We start from the raw sequence: 20234 nt of genomic DNA, 5'->3' as shown, positions 1-20234 counted from the left end.
ACGCGGCTCAGCTCATCGCTCGACGGCTCGAATGAAATCGGCGATGCGGCTATTTCCTGTCGCACCGAGAATCGAGTCAGGGGTGCCCGACTCCAGAATGACGCCGTCCGCGACAAAATGAATCGTGTCGGCCAGCTTCCGCGCGAACGCCATCTCATGCGTCACGATGGCAAGCGTCAAACCTGCATCGGCAAGGGTGCGAATCGTGTCGAGCACGCCCGCGACCAGCTCCGGATCGAGTGCCGAGGTCGGCTCGTCGAACAGGACGACTTTGGGTTTCATCGCCAGTGCCCGCGCAATCGCAACGCGCTGGCGCTGGCCGCCCGACAACTGGTCGGGGTAATAGCCAAGCCGATTGCCCAGGCCGACCTGCTGCAGGATCGCCGAGGCCTCGCTAATGACTTCGTCGCGTTGCCGGCGCTGCACGTGGATCGGCCCTTCGATCACGTTTTCGAGCACGGTGCGATGAGCGAAAAGATTGAATTGCTGAAACACCATTGGCATCTTGCGCCGTGCGATGCGTAGCTGCGCTTCCGGCTTCGTGCGAAACGTGGCGCCTTCCTGATGACAAAGCCGTTCGCCGTCGAAATGAATTTCACCGCCGGTCGGCATGTCCAGAAAATTGATGCAACGGAGCAAGGTGGACTTGCCCCCACCACTCGGACCGATGAAGAAACTGACCTCGCCGGGCCGGATACGCAGGTCGATGCCTTTGAGCACCTTTACCGCGCCGAATGATTTTTCGAGCGCGCGTACCTCGAGAATGGACGCTGGGGGATTCGCTCCGCCGTTTCGATCAGGTTTCAAGATTGGGCTCCGTGCTAGCCGCGCCGGCCTTGCCTGCGGGAATCTGTGTTGACACCCGTTTTCCGCCGCGGTGTACCGGCGTGAACTGCTGCTCGATCCATCGCACGCCACGTGCAGCCACAAAGCTCATCGCGAAGTAGATGATCGCCACCATCAGATAGACCTGCATGCTCATGAAGGTATCGGCGATCACAATCGTGCCGTGCCGTAGCAATTCATTGACCGCAATGAACGACACCAGCGACGAATCCTTCAGCAACGAAATGAAATAGCCGCCGATCGTGGGAAGCGCGACCTTCAGCGCTTGAGGAAGAATCACCCGCCGGTAGATCATCGTGTGCGACATGCCGATGGTCAGTCCCGCTTCACGCTGACCGTTGTCCACCGCCTGGATCGCCGCGCGGAATACCTCGGAAAGATACGCGCCGAGGTTCAACGCGAGGCCGAGCACGCCCGCCCAGAATCCCGACAAGGTCAAACCGACCTGCGGCAACGTGAAGTAGATCACGAGCAACTGGACCACCAACGGTACGTCGCGCCAGATCTCGACATAGGCGCGCAGCAGCCAGTCGAGCCAGCGCCGTGACGACAGCCGGCCAATTGCGACCGCGAGGCCAAGCGCAATCGCACACGTCATGCTGATGACCGACAGTTCGATCGTCACCCACGCGCCCTTTAGCAAGAACGGAAAGTAGCGCGGAATCAGCGTAAAGAAGAACTCGCTCATGATCGGTGCGATTACTTCGTCAGCACCGCTTGTTCCGGCGACCATGCACCGTACTTCGTCAGGATCTTCTGCCGCGTGCCGTCCTGATCCATCGATTGCAGCGCGCCATTGATCGCTGTGAGAAGGTCGCCGCATTCTGCGCGAACCGCTACGGCACTCGTGCCGAATCTATAGCTCGCCTTGTTCTCGGCGTCGGCCCATTCGGGCTTCGGATGATAGTAGATTGGCTGACCGACAACGCGCAGATTGGTCATCTTCTCGCGTTGGCCGAGCAAGGTGCCCTGATCGAGCAGTACCGCGTCGACCTGGCCGTTCTGCAGCGCCATGAACGGCTCGCCGAATGAATTGAAGTCCATGACTTCACCGATCTGGCCTTCGGCCGCGAGCCGGTGCGCGTTCACCGAATCGTTGGTGCCGAGCGTTGTGGCAACTTTCCGGTTCTTCAGATCGGCGAACGACTGGATTGGCGAATCGGTTTTGACAATTATTTCGTCGTACAGCAGGAAGTAGGGCCGCGAGAAACGTACGTTGGCGTTCTGGATGCGCTCCTGCGTGGCCGACATCGACGAGAAGATGATGTCCCAGCGCTTCGATTTCAGACCGGGAATCAACGTACTCCATTCGGTGACGACGAAGTCTGTCTTCGGCACGCCGATGCGCTTACCCACTTCCTTCAGCATAGCGGCCTCGAATCCGCCGTAGCTGCCGTCTTCGTTTTGCCAGACGAAAGGACGGGTACCCATCAGGCCATTGCCAGCCGTCAGTACACCACTCGCCTTCACGTCGTCCAGACAGCCCGCGGCGACTGGAAATGCAGAGCTGGACAGAACGGCGACGACACATAACGCGATCAGACGATTCATGGCGAACACTCCGGGCAGAAGGGGAACGGCTGGTGGAAACGTTGTGCGCGTCTGCGATACCTCGGTGAAGTCGATCCGCACAGCGGTCTAGACCGGACTATACTGCAACAAAAAAAATGTCCAAGTCTTTTTTTGGCGGCGATATCGGATTGACCGTGGGCTATCGCACCCACAGGTTTGCGCGTCTGGGTGCCGTGCGAAGAACTATTGAGTCGGCGGTGTCACGCGGTATGCTCGGCGATCAATTACTTCGAGCGAGCCTTCGCAGTCGAAACTTCCGCTTCCTCCAACGTCATCCGTTTAGCAAACTTATGCATTTGCCTTCAATTACCGCGTTGAGAGCGCTTGACGCAATCGCGAGGCATGGTTCCGTGTCGCGCGCAGCCACTGAACTGTTTTTGACGCGCAGTGCGATCAGCCACCAGATCAATGCACTGGAGCAGAGCCTGGGCTTTGCGGTACTCGAGCGGGCTGGGCGAGGCGTCGCGCTGACCTGGCGCGGCGAACGCTATATCCACGAGGCGCGGCGCGCGCTTGGCATCCTCGAGGAAGCCGCGCACCGCAGCGCCGGTGGCGAAGTCGCCGGGCGTCTGCGCGTAAGCTGCACGCCGGGCTTTGCGGTCTACTGGCTGTGTCATCACCTGGGCGCGTTCCATCGCGCGTATCCGCATGTTGAACTCAGCATTACCGCGCCGCGTGCAGCCGACGAAGTGAATGCACGCGAAGCCGATCTGTTCATCGCGTACGGCAGCGGCGACTGGACCGACTTTACGATCGAGCCCATCACGTCGCTCAGCTATTTCCCTGTGTGCAGCCCGACGCTCGTCAATGCGCGCGGCCGGCCGCTGACGACCGACGACCTCGCTGACGTCCTGTTGCTACATATGGGCAGTCATGCGGACTGGAGCCAGTGGCTTGCCGCGGCTGGCGCGCATGAGATCGACGGCAGGCGCGGCATGGTGTTTTCTGAGGCGCCGTTCGCGCAGGAGGCCGCGATCTCGGGCCAGGGGATCGCGATCGGCGACACGTTTCTGAGCGGCGACGCGCTGGCGCGCGGGCTGCTCGTGCGACCGTTCGACGTGACGATCGAATCGCCGCGCGGCTATTACCTGCTGGCACGGCCGGAGCGCTCGCAACGGCCCGAAGTGTGCGCCTTCAGCAACTGGCTGCTCGACGAGCTTCGCGAGTCGGTACGCTCGTGGGGCGCTCGTCTGGGGCGCGGCGTGAGTTGAGAAAAAGCCGCCAGATCGCCGGATGGGCAGCCCGACGTAGCCCATCCCGACCAACCCGATCCATACGAGAAAACACCTATAAGTAGCGCCTTCGTCAGATTTTTAGGCCCTTGCGGACGGTGCTTGTCGTTGCCAATTGGTGAAAAATTCTGACGTTTCACGTTTAATTTCCGCGATTGTTATTCACCTGTTTGCCATGTAAATTCGTCTCGCATTGGCGCCTGGGGTACCTCGGGCACGACGACGGATCAACCATAGAGACAGCACGTGGACACGCTTACCCAGAACCAGTTGTGCGCTGACGGCATTACGAGGCGCTATGGCTCATTTGTCGCGCTCGACAACGTATCGATCGATGTACGCAAAGGCGAATTCCTGACCTTGCTCGGGCCCTCCGGTTCCGGCAAGACGACGCTGCTGATGATCCTCGCGGGCTTCACCGAGCCGAGCACGGGGCGGCTCTTCAAAGAGGGCGTCGACATCACGCGCCGCCCCCCCGAGAAGCGCAACTTCGGCATGGTGTTCCAGGGCTACGCGCTGTTTCCGCACATGTCGGTGTTCGACAACGTCGCCTTTGGGCTGCGCATCCGCAAGGTCGATGCGGCGGCGCGCCGTCAACGTGTGATGCGCATGCTGGAGACGGTGGGTCTCACCGCGCATGCGCACAAACGGCCGCACGAACTGTCGGGCGGCCAGCAGCAGCGTGTGGCAATTGCCCGCGCGCTGGTGTTCGAACCCGACCTGCTGCTGCTCGACGAGCCGCTTTCTGCCCTCGATAAAAATATGCGCGAGCAGCTGCAGGCAGAACTCAGGCGTATTCATCAACAGGTGGGCACGACCTTCGTCTTCGTCACGCACGATCAGGAAGAAGCGCTCGCGCTGTCGACCCGCATCGCGATCTTCAACAAGGGGCAGCTTATGCAGATCGACACGCCGGAGCAGATCTACATGCGACCCGCGAGCCGCTTCGTCGGCGAGTTCCTCGGCAAGATGAACGTATTCGGCTTCGATGCGCAGCGCGAGGACGGCGCGCATACGGTGGGCCGGCATGGTGACATCGTGTTGCGCGCGCTGTCCTGTGCGGGTGCAGCGCTAGGCGCGAAGGTCCTTGCCGTGCGGCCCGAGCATATGACGCTGCATGTCGAGCCGCCGCGCGAGTCCGGCCACAACGTGGTCGCCGGTACGATCGTCGAGCGGACCTTCCAGGGTTCACGCACCGCGCTTGCGGTGCGCACCGGCAGCGACGCCGCGCCGGCCCACACGCTGATCGATGTGCCGCTCGGGCATCCAGTACAGGCGCTCGGCCGCGAGGCACGCGTATGGCTCAGCTGGTGTCCGTCGAACAGCATGTTGCTCGACGCGTGAAGAGACCTCACCGCGCGTCGATGCCACCCTGATCGAGTCGCGCGGCACATAACCATTTCCACAACGGAGCGCCACATGGACAAGCACCATCAGAGTGACTGCATCGAGATCCTCATGGACCGCGCACGCGCGGGCAAGATCAGCCGCCGCAATTTCGTCAAGGCGATGAGCCTGATGGCGGCATTGCCGGCGTCGCTGCGCGCGGGCGTCAGCTTTGCGCAGGGCAAGCAGCTCGTGGTTGTGAACTGGGGCGGCGATGCGATCGACGCATACCGCAAGGCATGGACCGATGCGTTCAGTCATCAGACTGGCGTGCCCGTCAAGATCGACGGCAGCGGCCCCACCGACGGCGCGATCCGCACTCAGGCCGCGAGCGGCCACCCGAGCTGGGACGTGGTCGATGCCGAACCGTTCACCGCGCTGACGCTCGGGCGTGCCGGCATCTGCCAGCCGCTCGACTACAAGATCATCGATCGCAACAAGGTTGCACCGGGTTTTGCGCACGACTACGGGATCGCGAGCTATCTGTTCAGCTATGTGATCGCGTGGGACAGCAAGAAATTCGGCACCAAAGGACCGCGCACGTGGGCCGATTTCTTCAACGTGCAGGCGTTTCCGGGCAAACGCACGCTCTACAAGTGGATGAACGGGATGCTCGAAGCGGCACTGCTGGCCGATGGCGTGGCGCCGTCCGCGCTGTATCCGCTCGACGTGCCGCGCGCGCTGCGCAAGCTCGATGAACTGAAGCCGCACGTGCTCGCTTACTGGGGCTCGGGTGCCGAGAGCCAGCAGTTGATGGTGAATGGCGACGTGTCAGTGGGCGCGATCTGGAATACGCGTGCGACGCTGCTCGAAGACGACACCGACGGCCGCATCAAATGGGGCTACGAGAACGCGTTCGTCAATCCGAGCGACTGGGCGGTGCTGAAGAACAATCCGGGCGGCACTCAGGCTGCGATGCAGTTCATCGCCTACGCGCAAGACCCGAAAACCCAGGTCGAGCTGTTCAAGCTGACCAACAACAGCCCGGCCAATCCGGCGGCGCGCGCGATGATCCCGGCCAATCTGCGCGCGCGCGACGCAGGCTCACCCGAAAACCTCGCGAAGCAGATCCGCCTGAATAGCGAATGGTATGCGGACAACTACGCGAGTTCGCTCGAGCAATACCTGAAGCTTTCGGCGCGGTGAGCGAACGATGAACGCCGTGAATTTCGCTACCGTCAAGCGCGCCGCGCTGATCGCGCCGCTGCCGCTGTTGCTGCTGCTGCTCTATGGCCTGCCGCTCGCTGGCGTGATGGGCTGGAGCGTGACCTTGCCGACGCCGGGGCTCGAGCAGTATCGGCAAGTCGTCACCGACTCGTCGATTCGCGACGTGCTGCTGCGCACGTTCAGGCTTTGCCTGACCACCACCGTGCTGGCGGTGGCGATCGGCTACCTGCTGTCGTATTGCTGGGTGTTCGCGTCGCGGCCGTGGCAGCGGGTGGTGGAGCTCGCGGTGTTCGTGCCGATGTGGATTTCAGTGCTGGTGCGCGCGTTCGGCTGGCTGATCGCGCTCGGCAACGACGGCATTCTCAATGCGTGGCTGATGGGACTCGGCTTGATCCATGAACCGCTGCAAATGACGCGCAACGAATTCGGTGTGGTGATCGGCATGGTGCATTTCATGGTGCCGTACGCGATCTTTCCGCTCGCGTCGAGCATGCGCCAACTCGATCGCCGTACGTTGCTGGCCGCGCGGGGTCTCGGCGCCGGTGGACTGCGCACCTTTTGGTCGGTGCTCGTGCCACAGACGCTGCCGGGCCTGCTCGGCGCCTTTCTGATCGTGTTCGTGTTCTGCCTCGGTTTTTTCATCACGCCGGCCATTCTCGGCGGCGGGCAGACCGCGATGATCGCCGAATACGTGTATCTGCAGATGTTCCAGACCAACAACTGGGGGCTCGGTGCGGCGTTGAGCGTGACCTTGCTGGCCTTTATCGGACTGATGGCGGCGCTGCTGATGCGGGCGAGCCGTGTCAACAAGCTGGTGAACTGAGATGAGCGCACAACAAACCGGCGGCGTGAGCCGCATCATGGCCGTGTTCGCGATCAGCTTCCTGGTGTTCCCGCTGCTGGCCGTGGTACCCGTATCGTTCACGGCGAAGCGATATCTGTCGATGCCGGAAGGGCACTGGTCGCTGCGCCACTACGACGCGTTGTTCAGCAGCAGCGACTGGCTGTCGAGCATCGTCCAGAGCGCGCTGGTCGCGGCATGCGCGAGCGTGATCGCAACCGTGCTGGCAGTCGCGTTCAGCGTCGGCGTCTGGTATGTGCGCTCGCGCATCGTCAAGGCGACGGTCGCGCTGGTGCTGGTGCCGATGGTGATTCCACCCGTGATCTCCGCGATGGTGCTGTACTTCATGGAAACGAAGCTCGGCGCGTGGTTGCCGTCGATCGGCTATGACACGCTGCCCGGCGTCGTGATCGCACATATCGTGATGATCGCGCCGTACTGCGTCGTAACGATGATGGTCGCGCTTGCGCAGCTCGACCGGCGCATCGAACTGGCGGCACGCAATCTGGGCGCGGGCCTGATGCAGACCACCTTCCTCGTGGTGTTGCCGAATCTCAAGCTGGCGATTGCTTCGACGCTGTTTCTCGGACTGGCGCTCTCATGGGAGGAGATCTCGGTGACGCTGTTCGTCACGAGCGTTAACGTCAATACGGTGCCGCGTCATATCTGGACCGACTTGCGCGACAACATCAGCCCGAGCGTCGCAGCGATTTCCGTCCTGCTGCTCGCGATCACGACGACCGTGCTGGTCGGACGGATGGTGCTTCAGCATCTGGCGGCGCGCAGGCAGCTCACTCACTGAGGATATCTGGCATGACAACGATGAACGGCGCATTGCGCGTCGATGGTGCGCGGCTGTGGTCGCGTCTGATGGACATGGCGCAGATCGGCGCGCTGCCCAACGGCGGCGTCGATCGGCAGGCGCTGACGGATACCGACCGGCGCGGCCGCGATCTGTTTCGCAACTGGTGTGAAGCGGCGGGCCTGATGGTCAGCGTCGATCGGATCGGTAATCTGTTTGCCCGCCGCGCGGGTGCCGATGCGACGTTGCCGCCGGTGCTGGTGGGCTCGCATCTGGATTCGCAGCCGACCGGCGGCAAGTTCGACGGGGTGCTCGGCGTGCTGGCAGGGCTCGAAGTCGCGCAGACGCTGAACGATAACGGCGTGCAAACCGTGCATCCACTGGAGATCGCCAGCTGGACTAATGAAGAGGGCGCGCGCTTCGCGCCTGCGATGGTGGGTTCCGGCGTATTCGCCGGCGCGTTTACGCTCGACTACGGCCTGTCGCGTACCGACAAGGCGGGGCAGACGCTCGGCGACGAACTGGCGCGCATCGGCTACGCGGGCGAGCGCCCGGTGCACGGGCAGACCTATGCGGCCGCGCTCGAACTGCATATCGAGCAGGGTCCGATTCTCGAGCAGCGCGGCCTGACCATCGGTGTGGTGTCAGGTGTGCAAGGGATGCGCTGGTATGACCTCGTGATCGATGGCCGCGAAGTGCACGCGGGTCCGACGCCGATGGCCGACCGGCGCGATCCGTTCCGCGCGTTGTGCGAGATCCAGCAGCAGCTTTACGCGCTGGTCGATGCACATGCGCCCGCGAGCCGCGTGACCTTCGGCGATCTGTCGGTGGCCCCAGGTTCGCGCAATACGGTGCCGGGCCGGATCGTGTTGTCGGTGGATCTGCGTCATCCGGACGAGGCGATTCTGCGACAGATGGAAGAAGCATTCTTCGTGCTGGCCGCGCAGGCGTGCGAACGGCACCGCGTCACTCACCGGATCGACGCAGTCTGGCGTTCCCCGGCGATCCGCTTCGCGAAGTCGTGTGTCGACGCGGTTGCGCGGGCGGCCGATGCGCTCGGGCTGCCCGCCTGTGAGATGGTGAGCGGCGCGGGCCACGACTCGGTCTATGTATCGCGTGTCGCGCCGACCGGGATGATCTTCATTCCATGCCGCGAAGGCGTGAGCCATAACGAAGCGGAAGATGCCGAACCCGCGCATATCACCGCCGGCGCGAACGTGCTGTTGGGCGCCGTGCTCGAGTTGGCCGGCATGCGCTAGAACATTTTGGGCAGTGCACCGCAATTTTATGCGGAATATCGTCAATCAGTGAATAAGGACTACGAATCATGACGTTCAATCTTCGAAATCGACGTGAAGACGGCAATACGCCGATGCTCGACAACTGGGGCGCCAATAGCGACTACGGGCTGCTGCGCGACGTGCTGCTCGGGCCGGCCGAAAACTATCGATGGCTCGAGACCAGCTCGCTGTCCAAGAAGAGCCTGCGCAACGGTCTGCGGTTCGATGCAACGGTCGCACGGCGCCAGCACGCGGAGATGGTCGACGCGTATCGCTCGGCGGGCGTGCAGGTACATTTCCATGCACCGGATCCGGAACTGCCCTACCAGATCTTCGCGCGCGATTCGTCGGTGATGACACCCTACGGCGCGGTGATCACGAACATGGCGCAGTGGTGGCGGCGGGGCGAGAACTTCCGCGCGATCGAAACGTATCAGCGACTCGGCATTCCAATCTACGACTATGTGACCGCGGGCACGTTCGAAGGCGGCGATTTCGACATCATTGAGCCGGGTTGTGTGCTGATCGGCTGGGAAGGCGTCGAAGGCCGTTCGCAGGAACAAGGGGCGCTGCAACTCAAGGGCTGGTTCGAAAAGGAAGGCTGGGAGGTGCGCCTGTGCGACATCGATCCTTACTATGTGCACATCGATCTGATGGTGGTGATGCTGGCGCCGAAGCTCGCGGCCGTGTGTATCGAAACGACCGATCCCGGCGTGGTCAGCTGGCTGCGCGGCAAGGGGATCGAGATCATCGAGGTGCCGTTCAAGGATACGATGACACTCGGCTGCAACGTGGTCGCGCTCGGCAACGATCGCGTATTGCTGCCGGCCAGCAGTCATTTCCTGAAGGACCGCCTGAGGGCGCTGGGCTTCCAGGTCTACGACCCGGAGATCGACATGATCGCCAACGGCGGCGGCGGCGTGCACTGCATGTGCCAGCCGCTGCGGCGCGACCCGGTCTGACGCGACCCGGTCTAACGCGACCCGGTCTGACGCGACCCGGTCTGACGGCAACAGGTACTACGCGACATTATCGAAGGGAGTTCGTCTTGATCACTTGCGCTAAGGCACTCGTACGCCTGCTTGAAGCTTATGGCGTCGACACGGTATTCGGCATTCCAGGTGTGCATACGATCGAGTTGTATCGTGCGCTCACCGGCAGCGGTTTGCGCCATGTGACGCCGCGCCATGAACAGGGCGCGGGGTTCATGGCCGACGGCTACGCGCGCGCGTCACGCCGGCCCGGCGTGTGTTTCATCATCACCGGCCCCGGCATGACCAATATCGCCACGGCGATGGGACAGGCGTATGGCGATTCGGTGCCGATGCTGGTGATCTCAAGCGTGAACCGGCGCGAGCATCTGCGCCTTGGTCACGGGCGGTTGCACGAGTTGCCGGACCAGCGGGCGCTGGTCGCCGGGGTCAGCGCGTTCAGTCATACGTTGACCCGGCCCGACGAACTCCCCGAGGTGCTCGCACGCGCGTTCACGGTGTTTGCGTGTGCGAGACCACGACCGGTGCACATCGAAATCCCGCTCGACGTGCTCGATGCCGATGCTTCGCACGTCGATCTGACGCCTCGGTCGCTGCCACGTGCGCCGGGCGCGTCTGCGGCGACGATCGGCGCGCTGCGCGAACTCCTTGCCAGGTCGCCGCGCCGCGTGCTGCTCGCGGGCGGCGGCGCGATCGATGCAGCTGTTCAGGTGCGCGCGCTGGCGGAGCGCCTTGGCGCGGCCGTGGCGCTGACGGTCAATGCGCGCGGCCTGTTGCCGCCGGACCATCCACTGCTGCTCGACGGCGTGCAGTCGTTCAAGGAAGGGAGGCAATTGCTGGATGCAGCCGATGTGGTGCTGGCGATCGGCACCGAGCTCGGCGAGACGGATTACGATTTTTTCGGCGTCGGGCCACTCAAGCTGCGCGCGCCGCTCGTACGCATCGACATTGACCCGATCCAGGCGCTCGGCGCCCATGCGGCTGCATTGCCAGTGGTGGGCAACGCGGCGGCGGTGCTCGACGATCTGCTGGCCGATCCGCGCGAACTGGGCGGCGACATGGACTGGGCGCACACGAGCGTCGCCGAGGTGAATGCCGCGGTGTGGGCGCACGCGGATGCGACCGGCCGGCGCTTCGATGCATTGCTCGAAACCTTGCGCGACGCGGCGCCTGACACCATCGTGGTGGGCGATTCCACTCAGCCGGTTTACCGCGGTGCAGTCAGCTATCGCGCGCCCACGCCGGCCTCATGGTTCAACTCGGCCACCGGGTACGGCACGCTGGGTTACGGGTTGCCCGCCGCGGTCGGCGCGAAGCTAGGGTGTCCGGCACGGCCCGTGATCGCGCTGGTCGGCGACGGCGGGGTGCAGTTCACGCTGGGCGAACTGGCCGCGGCGCGCGAGGCGGCAGCGGGGATAACGGTAGTGATCTGGAACAGTCACGGCTACCGCGAAATCCGCGACGCAATGGTGCGCAATGAAGTCGAGCCGCTCGGTGTGGATATCGAAACGCCGGACTTCGCGGCGCTCGCGGCCGGCTATCGCGTGGCCTATCGGGCGCCGTCTGGACTGGCCGATCTGCGCGCCGCGCTGATCGCGCAGGCGCAGCGTAATGAACCACTGGTGCTCGAAATCGACGCCGGCCGTTTCGAATGGGAGCCGCGATGAATTCCGTGAATCATGCGGCTCGGGCTTTGGTGGCTGCGCTGCGCGCCATCGTCGGTGACGACGGGTTGCGGACCGACGAGCAGATCGCGTTACTCGATCGAGGCTATGGTGCGGACAATCTGGCCGCCCGCATCATGGTGTCGCCGGGCGATACCGATCAGCTCGCGCGTGTGGTTGCGTGCTGCGCGGCACATGGCCGGGCGATGGTGCCGCACGGTGGGCTGACAGGGCTGGTGGGCGGTGCATCGTCGCGCGAAGACGACGTGATTGTCTCGATGCGGCGGATGAACCGCATCGTCGCGATCGACACGGCCAGCTCGACGGTGACCGTCGAAGCGGGCGTGACGCTCGCCCAATTGAGCGATGCGCTGCATGCGGCAGGACTCGACCTTGGGATCGATCTCGCGTCGCGCGACTCGGCAACCATCGGCGGGTTGATCGCCCATAACGCAGGCGGCATCCGCGCGTTTCGTCATGGAATGATGCGCGAGCGTGTGCTCGGCATCGAGGTAGTACTCGCCGATGGGCGGGTTTATCGCGATCTCAACGCGCTGACCAAGAACAATACCGGTTACGACCTGAAGCAGCTGTTCATCGGCTCGGACGGTACACTGGGCATCGTGACGCGCGCGGTGCTCAAGCTCACGCCGTTGCAGACGCCGGCCGCCACCGCGCTGCTTGGTATCGAGAATCTCGATGCCGCGATCGAGTTGGCGCACCGCTTGCGAACCGTCCACCACGGCAGGCTGCTGGCGCTGGAAATCATGTGGCACGGCTACGCTGCCTGCGTGCGGCAAGCACACCCGGAGCTCGCCGCGCTCGGGCTGACCGATTGTCCGCTATACCTGATCGTCGAAGTGGCACACGACGTTGCGCTCGACATGAACGCGCAACTGGAGGACCTGCTCGGCAGCGCGCTCGAAGACGGCGTGCTGACCGATTGCGTTCTCGCGCATACGAGGGCGCAGCGCGAGAAGATCTGGCTGTTGCGCGAGGACTCGGACGCCGTCGCGCATCAGGGTGCCTTTCAACTGTCGTTCGACGTCGCGCTGCCCGTGCCTGAGCTCGACTGCTACGTGCGCGCGCTCAGCGACGCGCTGGCGCGCTTCGACCCGGCTATCAAGGTGTTCGTCTTCGGGCATTTTCTCGACGGCAATCTGCACATCATGCTGGCCGCGGACCGGGAGCTTGCGACGCGCCACGAAGCGATCGAACACCTGATTTACGAAAGACTGCCCGCACTGGGCGGTTCCTTGTCGGCCGAACACGGTATCGGTGTCGAAAAGAAGGCTGCTTTGCGCCGCTATGGCGACCCGCAGCGGCTCGCGCTGATGGCGGACTTGCGGCGGCTGTTCGATGCGCGCGGCACGCTCAATCCGGGAAAGATGATCGACGTCTAGGCGCCTTATCGATGCGCATTATGGGGTATTCAATTTTCGTCCTTTAGGACAACAAACGGCATTCAATCAGGGAGACCATAAATGAAAAAAACCTTCGCTTACGCCGCCTGCGGCCTTTGCTTTGGCACGCTCGTCGCGCAACCTGTGGCGTTCGCGCAGAGTTCGGTCACGTTGTACGGCAAGATCGACACGGGTCTGACCTATGTGTCGAACGAAGGTGGCGCGCACAACTATCGTGCTGATGATAGCAAGATGTACGGCAATCGCTGGGGCCTGCTGGGCACCGAAGATCTGGGCAATGGTCTGAAGGCGGTATTCAGGTTGGAGAACGGCTTCGCGCTGAATACAGGCAAGCTCAAGCAGGGTGGTGCCGAGTTCGGCCGCCAGGCGTATGTCGGGTTGTCGAACGATTGGGGCACACTGACCTTCGGCAATCAGTACGATTTCACCAACGACTATCTGCTTCAGTACAACATTAGCGCATTCGCGACCGGCTATTCGATCCACCAGGGCGACTTCGACCGGGTGGGCGGAGACCGCCTGCAGAACGCCGTCAAATTCTCCAGCGCGGATTTCAAGGGCTTTTCGTTCGGCGGGATGTACTCGTTCAGCAATCGCGCGGGCGACTTTCATAATGGCAGCGCGTGGAGCGCTGGCGCTAACTATGCGAACGGTCCGGTTGGCGTGTCGGTGGCCTATACACGTTTGAACCAGCCCAACGGGCTCGCTGCACTCGATCCGTATGCGGCGATCGGTGTCACGCAGTTCCTCGGACAGACCGTCGCGACGCGTGACCCGGTGACCGGCGCGGTGACTGACCTGTTCGCCGATACCCCGTTCAACGTCGACAGCCAGGGCACGTTCGGCGTCGGCGCAAGCTACACGATCAGCAAGCTGACCGTGATGGGCAACTTCACCGACACGACGTTCAAGGGATACGGCGAAAGTTCTTCGATGAAAGTCTATGAACTCGGCGGCATGTACAACTTTACGCCGGCGTTATTCGGCGTGCTCGGTGTGCAGCACACGGACTTCGAACGGCAACACTGGAATTCGTTGTCGGTCGGCGCGACCTACGCACTGTCCAAGCGCACGTCGGTCTATGCGGGCGCAGACTTCCTGCGCGCGTCGTCCGGGGTCGATGCGAACATCGGCTACAACTTCACGCCGTCGAGCACCAATCACCAGAACATGGCGCGTATCGGCATGTTCCATTCTTTCTGAGGTAATCGATGATCGACACGATTCGACGCGACTGGCACGCGCTGGCGCAGACGCTGCCGCTCGACGGCCGGGCCTTTATCGACGGCAGACGCGTGTCGGCCCGCGACGGAGCCGTGTTTGCCGATCTCTCTCCCGGCGACGGCCGTATGCTCGCCGAGATCGGCGCGTGCGGCGAGCGTGAGGTGCGCGCCGCGATTGACGCGGCACGCCGTAGTTTTGATGCGGGGGTGTGGGCTTCACGCGGCGCACGAGAGCGCAAGGCAGTCCTGCAACGCTGGGCGGCGCTGTTGCGCGAGCATGCGGACGAACTGGCGCTGATGGAAACCCTCGACGTCGGCAAGCCGATCGCGGACACCACATCGATCGACGTGCCCGGCGCGATCTATTGCCTCGAATGGTTCGCGGAAGCCGCGGATAAATGCATCGACGAACTGGTGCCCACCGAGCCGCACCAGTTCGGCTATGTGTCCCGCGAGCCGGTCGGGGTGGTGGCCGCGATCGTCCCTTGGAATTTTCCGCTGCAAATGGCGATGTGGAAGATCGCGCCAGCACTCGCGGCGGGCAATAGCGTGCTGCTCAAGCCGTCGGAGAAGTCGCCGCTGAGCGCGCTGCGGATCGCCGAATTGGCAAGCGAGGCGGGTCTGCCCGACGGCGTGCTCAACGTCCTGACCGGGGACGGCACGGTAGGCAGCCTGCTCGCGTCGGATATGCAGGTCGACTGTGTAGCGTTCACCGGATCGACCGCGGTCGGCAAACGCGTGATGGAAAGCGCCGCGCGCTCGAACCTGAAGCGGGTGTGGCTCGAACTTGGCGGCAAATCGCCGAACATCGTGATGCCCGACTGTGCGGATCTCGCCCGCGCCGCGCGCACCGCTGCGGCCGGCATCTTCTACAACGCGGGCCAGATGTGCACCGCGGCATCGCGCCTGCTAGTGCATGCGGACATCTACGATATCTTCATGCAAGCCGTCGTCGATGCCGCCGCGTACTATGTGCCGGGCGACCCGCTTGATCCAGCCACGACGATGGGCGCGATCGTCGACGAGCCACAACTGCACAAGGTGCTTGGCTATGTCGCGTGCGGGCGTGATGAAGCGTCGCTGCGCATCGGTGGGCGCCGCGTGCGCGAAGCGAGCGGCGGTCTGTACATCGAGCCGACAGTCTTCGAGCGGGCTCGCGTCGATGCGCGCATTGCGCGCGAGGAGATTTTCGGGCCGGTGCTGACGACTTTTTCGTTCGACCATCTCGACGAAGCGCTCGCGATGGCTAACGATAGCGACTATGGACTGGGCGCTTCGATCTGGACGAGCGACCTGCGCACCGCGCATGAAGCGTCACGCCGACTGCGTACGGGGATGGTCTGGGTCAATTGCCATGACGAAGGAGGGGATATGAACTTTCCGTTCGGCGGTGTGGGCCAGTCCGGTAATGGCCGCGACAACTCGTTGCATGCGCTTGAGAATATACGGAGCAGAAGTCGACGTTGATCCGTCTCGGCTAATCTTCGGTTGTGAGCGCCACTCTCGGCCGCGTTTCCACAGCGACCGATGACGCGTGAGGTGTAATGTGCGGCGTGCCAGCTGGCACGTCTTAAAGCCCCAATCAGGAGATCCCTACGAGATGCCGAATGCACGAACCGGGCAAGCCCCCGAACTGAAGATCGTCCCGCACCGACTTAACGCGTTGACGACTGAGATCTTCCTCGCCGTCGGAAGCGAGCCGCTCGAAGCGCAGCGGGTCGCCGATCATCTAGTGGCGGCGAACCTGGCGGGTCACGACTCGCACGGGGTGGGGATGATCCCTCGCTACGTCGAGGCGATTCATGAGGGGGTGCTCAAACTTAACCAGCACGCCAGCATCGCGCGCGACGCGGGCGCCGTGCTATCCGTCGACGGTGCCTATGGGTTTGGTCAGGTCGTCGCCTGCGAGGCAATGGCATTCGGGATCGAACGCGCGCAGCGGCTGGGCATCTGCGCAGTCGGACTGCGGCGGGCGCATCATATTGGGCGGATCGGCCACTGGGCCGAGCAATGCGCGCGCGCAGGCCTCGTGTCGTTTCATTTCGTGAACGTGTCCGGTGATCCGCTGGTGGCGCCGTTTGGGGGGATCGACGGGCGCTTTGGGACGAATCCGTTCTGCGCGGCGTTCCCGCGCGCAGGCAGGGACCCGCTGGTGCTCGACTTCGCGACCAGTGCGATCGCTTATGGCAAGACGCGTGTCGCCTTCAACAAGGGCGTGGAGGTGCCTGCGGGCACGCTGATCGACCACGCCGGGCAGCCGACGTCGGACCCCGCGGTCATGCACCGGCAGCCGTTTGGCGCACTGCTGGCGTTCGGCGGCGCGGTCGCCGGGCATAAGGGCTATGGGCTAGCGGCGATGTGCGAGGTCTTCGCGGGTGCGCTGACCGGCGGCTTCACGACTCGCGCGGATACGTTGGTCACGAGCAATGCGATCGTGAACTGCATGCTGTCGGTGATCATCGATCCGAACGCGTTCGATGCGCCGGATTCCGACACCGAAGCGGAACAATTTATCGACTGGGTCAAGTCCGCGCGCGCATCCGTAGACGGTGGCGAGGTACTAATTCCCGGCGAGCCGGAGCAGCGTACGCGCCGCGAACGGATGGCGGCCGGCATTCCGGTCGATCGGACCACGTGGCAGCAGATCGTCGAAGTGGGCCGTGCTGTGGGCTTACCCGCAGTGCAATTCGAAGGTATCGAATCGAAGTAAACAGGGTTTCATCGTTCGCATAGCCGAATATGCGTTCGATGATTTCGCGGGCAGCGGCGTGGATGTCGCGCAAATCAAACGCCTGCTTGGCATTTGATGGCCTAGCCTTCACCGCCCCAGACGATCGAGGAGTTTTCGCCCGTCATATATTCGCGAACTTCCAGCGGAAGCGTCGTGTCGCTCGGTAACAGAACGGTTGCATTGCGCAGATGCTTCTTGCGGATCATGCCTTTGTCGCAGAAGCCGAGCGTCAGACGCGTAGAGAATGGTTGACGAAAAGATGAGGACGCAACGCCCGAGACGAGTCCATACAGGAACCGCACAGGGCGGCGATGCTGCGGAGTCAAAATCGAGAAAGTCAGCTCGTTACGCTGTTGTCCCTCGAAATCGACCATGAAAATACGGTCGCCCAGCAGGAAACAGAAACCGTAATACACGAACGAATAGCCCATCTTTCCGCTGCCATCCAGCAGCGGAAAGCGTTCGATCGTGACGTGCTGAATGGTCGAATCCGCCTCATACAGGCACGTGACCGAGCGCAGAATGCGGCCTTTGTAAATCGACGAATTGTGATAGCGATAATAGACGCCAAGATAGTCACGCAACGGTTCGACAGATGCCTTGGCAAAAGGCAGAAAGTTGGCGAACTGCGGAGAGGAGCGCAGTCCCATCGGCAATTCGCTCTCGAAGCCTTCGTAAAACTGCTTGAAGTCAGCGGGCGCCCGGAACAGGTCCTCCATCTCCATGATGAAGTGCCGCGCTATCTTCTGCAGAACCTTTTGTGAAGGAACGTGCTGCCCAGCAAGATACTTGTTGAACTGCTGGCGGTTGACGTCGAGGCTCCTACAGAGACTCGCGACGGAACTGCATGACTCAACGAGCAGCACGAGATTTTTTTGCAGATTGTCGCGGTCTTGCGGTCGATCCATATACGGAAATATCAGAGGTTCGCGCCGATCGACCTCCGCGCGTCGGGCGCGAAGTCTCGCTCCGAACTCGTCGGATGGCTCGATTGATCGTAACAGTCTCACGCGCCTTTGTCACTGCGGGAAAACTGTCGTGAGAACTGACGACATCGGTATTCGCTCGGCGCTACCGGTTGCGATTCACGCAATGGGCACGCGTGCACCTGCTTGCGCTGAACTGCGAAGCGCAGCTTCGATAAAGCGCATGCCTTGCACGCCGTCTTCCACGGTGGTCAATAGCGCGCTGGATGCGGGAATTGGGCGCCTTTCGAGCATCGCTGCGATCTGTAAAGCCGCGTCGCGATACAGTTGCGCGAAAGCTTCGAAATAGCCTTCAGGATGCCCTGCCGGGATACGTGTGGCGTGATCGCTCGCGGGACTATGCGCTCTCCCTTTCGTCAACCACACCGGGTTGCCGTTCAGTGGCGTGTACCAGAGAAAGTCGGGATGTTCCTGATCGAACGAAATCGAAGCTTTGGTGCCATATACCCGCAGACGAAGCGCATTGCCCTCGCCGGTTGCGATCTGACTGGCGAACAGGCTGCCGCGTGCGCCCGAGGGATAGCGCAAGATCGCTTGCACGTGGTCGTCTACTCTCCGCCCTGGCACCATCGCCACGACGTCCGCCGAGATATCCGAGGGGAGCATGCCGGTGACGAACGAAGCCAGCTGATAGGCATGAGTGCCGATATCGCCGAGGCAGCCGCCGGGGCCGGTGCGTGCGGGATCGGTGCGCCATTCGGCCTGCTTGTTGCCCTGCTGTTCGACCGGTTCGGCAAGCCAGTCCTGCACATACTCGACGTGAACGAAGCGCACTTCTCCGAGTTCTCCGGCCGCCACCATTTCTTTCGCGTGGCGCACCATCGCGTAGCCGGAGTAGGTGTACGTCACGGCAAGGAGCTTGCCGGTGGACTGTGCGAGCGCCTGCATCTGCAGCGCTTCTTCCAGCGACATGGCGAGCGGCTTGTCGCAGATCACGTGAATGCCGGCTTCGAGAAAGGCCGTCGTCACCGGCGCATGAAGATGATTGGGCGTGACGACGACAACGGCGTCGATACCGTCTTCCCGTTGCGCTTCGACACGTGCCATCTCGCGGTAATCCGCGTAGCTACGTGCGGGATCGAGACGCAGCACGCGGCCACTCTCGGCGGCACGCTGCGGATCGGACGATAACGCGCCGGCTACGAAGTCATAGCAGTCGTCCAGTCGGGCGGCGAGGCGATGTGCTGCGCCAATATAGCCGCCTTGTCCACCGCCTACCATGCCAAGTCTCAATCGACGATCCATTTGAACCTCTCTGTGCCGGTTGAACCCGCTGAACTGCCGGGCGTCCTTCCTGATACTCCAATACTTGAACCGCTGGTGCGTGCGCCTCAGACAAGCGCCGTTTCGCCCAGCGGATGAAATTCAATCGCAAGCCAGACGCAATCTGAGTCGGAGAAATAGCGATGCCACGGATACTCGGGTACACCCGCTTCATTTAAATGTACGAACGGATCGTGCGTGTAGCCGGGCGCCATTGTGATCTCCTCGTAAAGCGTTGTTTCATTACGGTCGTGGAATTTCTGGATTCGTCCGCATCCGTGAATTTGCGTGTGAATCTCGAGAAACGGGTGTTCGTTGTGCATCGAACAATCGGTTCCCGTTGGTGCCCACCATAGGTTGAGCCGAATATCGTACTCGGCGCGCCCCGCTGCGGTCTCCTGTTGATTGGTAAAGCTCAACGGATTGAGGCTGACGGTGCCGACCCGATCATATCGGGAAATATAGAGCGGTGAGGTGCGCGGGAATTTTTCCAGCCTGTTGCCGAACCACTCCCAGTTGTTTTGAAGAGAGAGTCCGCCAAGATTGGTCGCATTGCGCACGCGAATAACCGCGATCCGGTTCGCCGAGGCGATCTTCGCTTCATGCAGTCGCGTCGATTTCCAGGGCGGCACCACACTGGCGACGCGCCCACCGACGGTCATCGGCGTCGGGTCCAGATTGATGACGATACCGTCTTCGACGACGAAGTCGCGAACGTTCTCAACCAGGTAGGCCTCGATGAAGTCATCGGAAAAGTGCAAATCGCGCTGCTGGTTGGGTTTCGACATGATCTATCCAGAATGAAGCGGACTGGCTTTGGCCAGT

The 20234-nt window shown here is 62.4% G+C and carries 17 protein-coding genes and 1 pseudogene; 12 read left to right on the top strand and 6 right to left on the bottom strand.

The genetic code is table 11. The features are described from left to right. Positions 1–12: 12 nt before the first annotated feature. From HHL24_RS14025 to HHL24_RS14015, 3 genes are read right to left on the bottom strand one after another with little or no spacing between them, the layout of a single operon-like run. Positions 13–807 carry an amino acid ABC transporter ATP-binding protein gene (locus HHL24_RS14025; RefSeq protein ID WP_206002858.1) on the bottom strand — a complete coding sequence of 265 codons (795 nt, stop codon included), beginning with the start codon at positions 805–807 and terminating at the stop codon, positions 13–15. Next, complete coding sequence (locus HHL24_RS14020; RefSeq protein ID WP_206002857.1) at positions 797–1579, bottom strand: amino acid ABC transporter permease; 783 nt, start codon at positions 1577–1579, stop codon at positions 797–799. Before HHL24_RS14020 ends, HHL24_RS14025 begins: the two co-directional genes overlap by 11 nt. Further along, a complete protein-coding gene (locus tag HHL24_RS14015) occupies positions 1546–2397 on the bottom strand; it encodes a substrate-binding periplasmic protein (RefSeq protein WP_169486051.1) in 852 nt (283 codons plus the stop codon). Before HHL24_RS14015 ends, HHL24_RS14020 begins: the two co-directional genes overlap by 34 nt. Positions 2398–2708: 311 nt before the next feature. On the opposite strand from HHL24_RS14015, the gene HHL24_RS14010 reads away from it, so the two are divergent. The 12 genes and pseudogenes from HHL24_RS14010 to HHL24_RS13955 all read left to right on the top strand — a co-directional run bounded on the left by HHL24_RS14010 (position 2709) and on the right by HHL24_RS13955 (position 17139). After that, a complete protein-coding gene (locus HHL24_RS14010; RefSeq protein ID WP_169486050.1) occupies positions 2709–3629 on the top strand; it encodes a LysR substrate-binding domain-containing protein in 921 nt (306 codons plus the stop codon). Positions 3630–3896: 267 nt separating this feature from the next. After that, positions 3897–4994 (top strand): ABC transporter ATP-binding protein, encoded by a 1098-nt coding sequence (locus HHL24_RS14005; RefSeq protein WP_169486049.1) that lies wholly within the window; start codon positions 3897–3899, stop codon positions 4992–4994. 75 nt (positions 4995–5069) lie between these two features. Further along, the gene (locus tag HHL24_RS14000; RefSeq protein WP_169486048.1) at positions 5070–6182 is read left to right on the top strand and encodes an ABC transporter substrate-binding protein; all 1113 of its coding nucleotides are present in this window, start codon (positions 5070–5072) and stop codon (positions 6180–6182) included. A 7-nt stretch (positions 6183–6189) separates the two neighbouring features. Then, entirely contained in the window at positions 6190–7026 is an 837-nt protein-coding gene (locus HHL24_RS13995) for an ABC transporter permease (protein ID WP_169486047.1), read from the top strand. Between the two features lies 1 nt (position 7027). Next, entirely contained in the window at positions 7028–7846 is an 819-nt protein-coding gene (locus HHL24_RS13990; RefSeq protein ID WP_169486046.1) for an ABC transporter permease, read from the top strand. An 11-nt stretch (positions 7847–7857) separates the two neighbouring features. Then, a complete protein-coding gene (locus HHL24_RS13985) occupies positions 7858–9105 on the top strand; it encodes a Zn-dependent hydrolase (RefSeq protein ID WP_206002856.1) in 1248 nt (415 codons plus the stop codon). Positions 9106–9173: 68 nt separating this feature from the next. Next, entirely contained in the window at positions 9174–10088 is a 915-nt protein-coding gene (locus HHL24_RS13980) for a dimethylarginine dimethylaminohydrolase family protein (RefSeq protein WP_169486045.1), read from the top strand. 86 nt (positions 10089–10174) lie between these two features. Next, complete coding sequence (locus HHL24_RS13975; RefSeq protein WP_169486044.1) at positions 10175–11785, top strand: 5-guanidino-2-oxopentanoate decarboxylase; 1611 nt, start codon at positions 10175–10177, stop codon at positions 11783–11785. Beyond that, the gene (locus HHL24_RS13970; RefSeq protein ID WP_169486043.1) at positions 11782–13185 is read left to right on the top strand and encodes an FAD-binding oxidoreductase; all 1404 of its coding nucleotides are present in this window, start codon (positions 11782–11784) and stop codon (positions 13183–13185) included. Before HHL24_RS13975 ends, HHL24_RS13970 begins: the two co-directional genes overlap by 4 nt. 81 nt (positions 13186–13266) lie before the next feature. Beyond that, on the top strand, positions 13267–14409 hold the full coding sequence (locus tag HHL24_RS13965) for a porin (protein ID WP_169486042.1): 1143 nt from the start codon (positions 13267–13269) through the stop codon (positions 14407–14409). An 8-nt stretch (positions 14410–14417) separates the two neighbouring features. Further along, positions 14418–15910: pseudogene (locus HHL24_RS13960) on the top strand (aldehyde dehydrogenase). 119 nt (positions 15911–16029) lie between these two features. Then, positions 16030–17139, top strand: coding sequence for a malate/lactate/ureidoglycolate dehydrogenase (locus tag HHL24_RS13955; protein WP_169486041.1), 1110 nt, complete (start codon positions 16030–16032; stop codon positions 17137–17139). Positions 17140–17240: 101 nt separating this feature from the next. Here the strand turns inward: HHL24_RS13955 and HHL24_RS13950 are convergent, their stop codons facing one another. The 3 genes from HHL24_RS13950 to HHL24_RS13940 form a co-directional block, all read right to left on the bottom strand. Continuing rightward, positions 17241–18068, bottom strand: a complete 828-nt coding sequence (locus HHL24_RS13950; RefSeq protein ID WP_169486040.1) for a helix-turn-helix domain-containing protein — start codon at positions 18066–18068, stop codon at positions 17241–17243. 177 nt (positions 18069–18245) lie between these two features. Next, positions 18246–19391 carry a Gfo/Idh/MocA family protein gene (locus HHL24_RS13945; protein WP_230417454.1) on the bottom strand — a complete coding sequence of 382 codons (1146 nt, stop codon included), beginning with the start codon at positions 19389–19391 and terminating at the stop codon, positions 18246–18248. Between the two features lie 86 nt (positions 19392–19477). After that, a complete protein-coding gene (locus HHL24_RS13940; protein WP_169486039.1) occupies positions 19478–20197 on the bottom strand; it encodes a hypothetical protein in 720 nt (239 codons plus the stop codon). Positions 20198–20234 lie beyond the last annotated feature (37 nt).

The organism is Paraburkholderia polaris (assembly GCF_012927345.1).
GTDB lineage: Bacteria > Pseudomonadota > Gammaproteobacteria > Burkholderiales > Burkholderiaceae > Paraburkholderia > Paraburkholderia polaris.
This window is presented reverse-complemented; position numbering and strand designations above follow the sequence as displayed.

Coding starts and splice junctions, on each gene's coding strand:
- HHL24_RS14020 (WP_206002857.1), bottom strand. CDS start 1,579: ATGGTCGCCGGAACAAGCGGTGCTGACGAAGTAATCGCACCGATCATG.
- HHL24_RS14015 (WP_169486051.1), bottom strand. CDS start 2,397: ATGAATCGTCTGATCGCGTTATGTGTCGTCGCCGTTCTGTCCAGCTCT.
- HHL24_RS14010 (WP_169486050.1), top strand. CDS start 2,709: ATGCATTTGCCTTCAATTACCGCGTTGAGAGCGCTTGACGCAATCGCG.
- HHL24_RS14000 (WP_169486048.1), top strand. CDS start 5,070: ATGGACAAGCACCATCAGAGTGACTGCATCGAGATCCTCATGGACCGC.
- HHL24_RS13995 (WP_169486047.1), top strand. CDS start 6,190: ATGAACGCCGTGAATTTCGCTACCGTCAAGCGCGCCGCGCTGATCGCG.
- HHL24_RS13990 (WP_169486046.1), top strand. CDS start 7,028: ATGAGCGCACAACAAACCGGCGGCGTGAGCCGCATCATGGCCGTGTTC.
- HHL24_RS13985 (WP_206002856.1), top strand. CDS start 7,858: ATGACAACGATGAACGGCGCATTGCGCGTCGATGGTGCGCGGCTGTGG.
- HHL24_RS13980 (WP_169486045.1), top strand. CDS start 9,174: ATGACGTTCAATCTTCGAAATCGACGTGAAGACGGCAATACGCCGATG.
- HHL24_RS13970 (WP_169486043.1), top strand. CDS start 11,782: ATGAATTCCGTGAATCATGCGGCTCGGGCTTTGGTGGCTGCGCTGCGC.
- HHL24_RS13965 (WP_169486042.1), top strand. CDS start 13,267: ATGAAAAAAACCTTCGCTTACGCCGCCTGCGGCCTTTGCTTTGGCACG.
- HHL24_RS13955 (WP_169486041.1), top strand. CDS start 16,030: ATGCCGAATGCACGAACCGGGCAAGCCCCCGAACTGAAGATCGTCCCG.
- HHL24_RS13950 (WP_169486040.1), bottom strand. CDS start 18,068: ATGGATCGACCGCAAGACCGCGACAATCTGCAAAAAAATCTCGTGCTG.
- HHL24_RS13945 (WP_230417454.1), bottom strand. CDS start 19,391: ATGGATCGTCGATTGAGACTTGGCATGGTAGGCGGTGGACAAGGCGGC.
- HHL24_RS13940 (WP_169486039.1), bottom strand. CDS start 20,197: ATGTCGAAACCCAACCAGCAGCGCGATTTGCACTTTTCCGATGACTTC.